Raw genomic sequence first — 3,906 nt, forward strand, 5'->3', positions numbered from 1 at the left:
TAATGAATTTTGTCAATGCCATTGAGAAAATCCCAGCAATGATGGAAAAGGAAGAAAAAGAGATTGCTCTTATCCAAAAGGACATTCCTCTTCTAAAGGAAATCATTGAGAAAGTATGGGGTAAAGAAACACAGCTCTCCGAGCTTAAAACTGAGCTCTCAGCCCTCGATAGGAAAATACAACTTTCACTCTCCTCCGATACTCCACAAGAGGCACAAGAAGGAGCCGAAAAACAAGAGGTACAAGAGGCAGAAGAACTCAATAAAGAACTATCGCAAGAGAGTCAAAAAAGCGAAACTCAAGAAGCCCCAACTCCCACGAAGGAGTTTGTAAGAGAGACTCTTAACAGAAACTCACGAGGGTTTAAAATGTAGCATTTATTCCTTAAAGAACCTGTATATCTCCATTTTGAAAATCAGCAGAACTGATGTTTTGCTGGTTTTCTTTATTTTTAAACGTGTTTAAACTTTTTTGAGGAACTTGGATATAAACCCTAATAAGAGCATTCCAATCCAAGTTACATCAAGATACTCGTATCTCATTATCAAACCTTTATATCCGTCAAGCCAACCATTTGCTATCATTTGCCCTTTATTATCACACAAAAAAATGCTATTTGTGGTTACGGATTTTTTTCTTGCTTGATAGCCTGTAGATTCTCCTTTTTCAAAATAGCTCTCAATTGGAAGTTCTCTCCATTGTACCCCTGTTTTAACCTCTTGAGAATCAATAAAAATATTGAAGCTAAATCAAAATTACTTTTAAATCCTCTTTTTCCTACACTTAAAAAGGAAATAATCCATTTATTTATTGTATCTTTGCCCAAAGTTCCTGAATTCTGGTGTTCTTTTTTTCAAACACAAAATTACTAATTTTCGGGAACTTTTACTTTATTATAAGAAAAGTTTAAACAGCTTTACAAATAAAAAACCATACCAACAAAAAATATAACCATTAACCATTGCCCATAAAATAATATTTTGTACCTTTGCCAACAAAAATAAAACATAATAAGCTATGCCCGACGAAAAGATAAAAATAACAAAAGGAACTCCCTCCCATACTTTAGGAGAAAGACTAAAATTTGAAGTGATAAACTCTATATCGAAAAATGAAGGATATTATCTATGGAACGTTTTTAGTTGCAATAATGATGAAAAACAATGGAAGCCTATAAGAACTATAAATGGCAAATCATATAAATTTGAATGCCATTTTGAAAAAGAGAGTAGTGATGGCGTTACTTTTCAAGTAAGAGTTTATAAGAATGACAAAAAGCCTGAAATAGAAGAAAATACACTTTTAGATTTTATTGAAGTTACCCCTCATAAACGTATTGAGAAAGCCCCTAAAATCATCTCAACACACTTCTTCCCTGAAGGAGAATACGATACTAACAACAAAGTCAGTGTTTATGATTCCCTCCATCTACGTGCTAAAACAGAAGGCTTAACAGGTAAGGAAATACAATTCCACGTGTGCCAAGAAGAAAACGGAAAAGAAATAGTAAAAGATACTGTTTCAACTCGTGTAGACCATACCGATTACGCCACTACAAAAATAAAACTACCCATCGACACTATCAAAAGCATACTTACTAATAAAAACCAAGGAAACCAAAAAGATTACTACATTAAAGCCAGCTTTGGGCTTGATAAGAACGGAAAGAAATCAACAGGAGAGATTACCAAAACCTATTTTATTGATAAACAGGGCAACCCAATCGAGAAAATATCCATTGGTGATACCATACGCGTATGTATTGACTCCAAAGGTGAAATAGCTGATTTTCTGCAATATACTATTTACGAAAAAGACAAGTGTACATCTGATGACGTTATCTTCCAAAGTCCTAAATTTAAACTCAACAATAACCACTTCTTTTGTAGAGAAATAGTAGTAACCAAAGAACTCTTTAACAAAGGTTACGGAGTCTCTCACACTGCCTTCGATTCTGATTATAATGTACAAGATTACTATATCAAAGTAGAACGCTTTAACGGAAGCGCAAACTCCCATACCTTTGAGGTAACCTCCGATACCCTTAAAGTTCACTATGGCAAAAGCCCCGTTAAAGTAACTGTAAATGAAAAGAAAGTAGAACAACTCCCTCTATTAAAGGATATATTTTTACCAGCACTTAAAATAGAGGCTGCTAATAAAATCTCATTAGAAAAAGAACCTTTACATATAGCTATAGAAAAACAAACCTATCAAATACTTTCCTCAAAGAGTATTATGGATATAAAACAAGATGGTAGAGCAAGATATATTGATATACCTATTACAAGAATTGATAGAAATAGTATGTACATACACTTTTCCCTTTTTCATCTTGGAGAACGTAAATATGGCTATATTTATCCCATAATAAGCACTATGCCTAACACTGAAAAGGATTATAAAGATCATCAGCAAATAGAAAAGAGCCTTACGAGTAAAGTTTCTGTCAATGACAAAGAAAGAACGACTCCTTTTGGTGATTTAATATACAAAATCTACCCCACTACCACTTATATTGACTTTGAAATTACAATTACAAGTAAAATTGATAAAGATATTTATATAGATTTCTTCTATTCTGACTTTTCTTCAATAATAACTCCTACCACAGATGGATTAATATTTAAAATTAAACTACCCACTAAAAGATCTGGCTTTGATATTGATGATGCAGTAGCACACTTAAATGCAGCAGCTAAGGAAAAATCTATTGGTTCTTGCGCAAAATATGTTAGAGAGGCAATGGAAGCAGGTGGGATGAGTACAAATGGGCGTCCTGATTATGCTTGTAAATATGGTCCTTTTTTACTGAGAAAAGGATTTAATCAAATAAATATAACAGACCCTAATGATTATACTCCTATCAAAGGGGATATTGTTGTTTTTGACACATACCCAGGTCAGCCAAAATATCCTGCTGGGCATATCCAAATGTACAATGGAGAGAAGTGGGTGTCAGATTTTGTGCAAAGACGTTTCTGGCCTAATACTGCTTATGAAAATGATTATAAAAAGAGAAAAGAAGAAAAAAGAGAAGTTAATTTTAAAATATTCAGATGGTAAAGATTTATTATTTTATTTCAGCGTGTTTATTGTTATTTTCTTGTAACAATAACAATACCCAAGTATCATCTTCTGATGATATTAGAGATACTATTTCCTCTATCAAAAGAGATACCATAGTAGAAAAAGATACAATTGCACCAATTCAAGCTCCTAAAGAAGAAACTGATGAAGCTACAAAAATGATTTTAGAATTTTATGATAAGTACATCAGACAGCAAGATAAAATGCCTTGTCTTGATAACAGGGAGTTTTGCGAAGAAGAATTAAGGAAAATAGAAAGGGAGTTTCTATCAAATAAATTGATAAAAAAAATAAAACGTATTACTGAATATAGAGATATGGATCCTATTGTAAATGCCCAAGATATCTTCATAGAATGGTTGGACTCTATTAAGGTAAAGAAGATAAATTCAAAAAGATATAATGTTTATCGCTTTAATTTTTATGATAAGAAATATGAAATTATAAAATTAAAAGTAGCTAAGAAGAAGGACAAGTATATTATTGATGATATTATTTTTTAGAAAGAGATTTACAGCCGTTTTGTCTCACATCTCTTTCAGGCTGATGTTACTATCCACTACAACAAAGCCTCCTTTATGGAGGCTATCCAGCTTGCCAATACCAAAATAGACGAGATACGCACGGAGTTCAGCCGCTGGCTCTTAGAGCAGTCCTCTGAGTTTAAAGAGCGCCTTGCCAAGCGGTATAACGAAACCTTTAACTGCTTTGTACGCCCACAGTACAACGGCGCACATCAAGACTTCCCTGGTCTTTATCGTGAGTCGTTCGGCACAGGGGTCAATGCACAGAAAAAAGCCGTTGCTGTACATCACT

The 3,906-nt window shown here is 33.5% G+C and carries 3 protein-coding genes and 2 pseudogenes; 4 read left to right on the forward strand and 1 reads right to left on the reverse strand.

The window, feature by feature from the left end; translation table 11 throughout:
- A pseudogene (locus HMPREF1551_RS03720) lies at window positions 1-374 on the forward strand (hypothetical protein); the annotation flags it as partial.
- A gap of 248 nt (window positions 375-622) precedes the next feature.
- Here the strand turns inward: HMPREF1551_RS03720 and HMPREF1551_RS14155 are convergent.
- Window positions 623-826 carry a hypothetical protein gene (locus tag HMPREF1551_RS14155; RefSeq protein ID WP_021627703.1) on the reverse strand — a complete coding sequence of 68 codons (204 nt, stop codon included), beginning with the start codon at window positions 824-826 and terminating at the stop codon, window positions 623-625.
- 191 nt (window positions 827-1,017) lie between these two features.
- Between HMPREF1551_RS14155 and HMPREF1551_RS13105 the strand changes: the two genes are divergently transcribed.
- From HMPREF1551_RS13105 to HMPREF1551_RS13845, 3 genes and pseudogenes are all read left to right on the forward strand, one after another.
- Complete coding sequence (locus tag HMPREF1551_RS13105; protein ID WP_021627704.1) at window positions 1,018-3,066, forward strand: hypothetical protein; 2,049 nt, start codon at window positions 1,018-1,020, stop codon at window positions 3,064-3,066.
- Window positions 3,060-3,593, forward strand: coding sequence for a helix-turn-helix domain-containing protein (locus HMPREF1551_RS03740; protein WP_021627705.1), 534 nt, complete (start codon window positions 3,060-3,062; stop codon window positions 3,591-3,593). The genes HMPREF1551_RS13105 and HMPREF1551_RS03740 overlap by 7 nt, the downstream gene beginning before the upstream one ends.
- 78 nt (window positions 3,594-3,671) lie before the next feature.
- Window positions 3,672-3,906, forward strand: a pseudogene (locus HMPREF1551_RS13845) (hypothetical protein); the annotation flags it as partial.

This window comes from Capnocytophaga sp. oral taxon 863 str. F0517, assembly GCF_000466425.1.
In the GTDB taxonomy this organism is placed as follows: domain Bacteria; phylum Bacteroidota; class Bacteroidia; order Flavobacteriales; family Flavobacteriaceae; genus Capnocytophaga.

Excerpts from the sequence above, each read along its gene's own strand:
- HMPREF1551_RS13105 (WP_021627704.1), top strand. The coding sequence starts at position 1,018 with ATGCCCGACGAAAAGATAAAAATAACAAAAGGAACTCCCTCCCATACT.
- HMPREF1551_RS03740 (WP_021627705.1), top strand. The coding sequence starts at position 3,060 with ATGGTAAAGATTTATTATTTTATTTCAGCGTGTTTATTGTTATTTTCT.